The 550-nt window shown below is 55.5% G+C and carries 1 protein-coding gene; it reads left to right on the top strand.

Going from position 1 to position 550, the window contains the following annotated elements; all coding sequences use genetic code 11:
- On the top strand, positions 1 to 550 hold a 550-nt coding region (locus ACRZ95_RS23230), incomplete at both ends, for a GntR family transcriptional regulator (protein WP_480555770.1).

The following is a 550-nucleotide window of genomic DNA, read 5'->3' as shown; positions in this document are numbered from 1 at the left end:
AACCACTCTATGTCCAGATCGCGGAAGCGATCAGACATGATGTAGAAACAGGTGTGCTTGATGCAGGTGACAGGCTTCCGCCTCAACGCAGCGTCGCCAAGCTTGTTGGCTTGGATTTCACAACCGTGTCTCGCGGATACTCTGAAGCCGCAAAGCGAGGGTACATCGATACATTTGTTGGGCGAGGGTCGTTTATCCGAAAGCATGAAGAAACATCAGAAAAAGCAGACCCACGTCGCGCGCTGGAAGAAGACCCGAACATGAACATGCCCCCGGAGCCCGATGATCCGGCTCTGGTGGCCCGGATGGAACAAGGCCTCACACATGTTGCTGCGAACCTCGTTCCTCTGCTTCGCTACCAATCCATTATCGGGAGCCTGCAGGACCGGGAGACCGCAGCACGCTGGATGAATATCAATGGTATCGACGTTACAGCAGACCAATTGGCAATCACGCCTGGCGCACATGCCAGTTTGCTGTCGATCCTTACGCTGCTCACCAAGCCCGGAGACACCGTGATCTGTGAGCGCGTGACCTATCCCGGTATTCG

It is taken from the genome of Ruegeria sp. AI3 (genome assembly GCF_056541245.1).
Note: the sequence above shows the minus strand (reverse complement) of the source record. Positions and strands in the feature narration are given on the sequence as shown.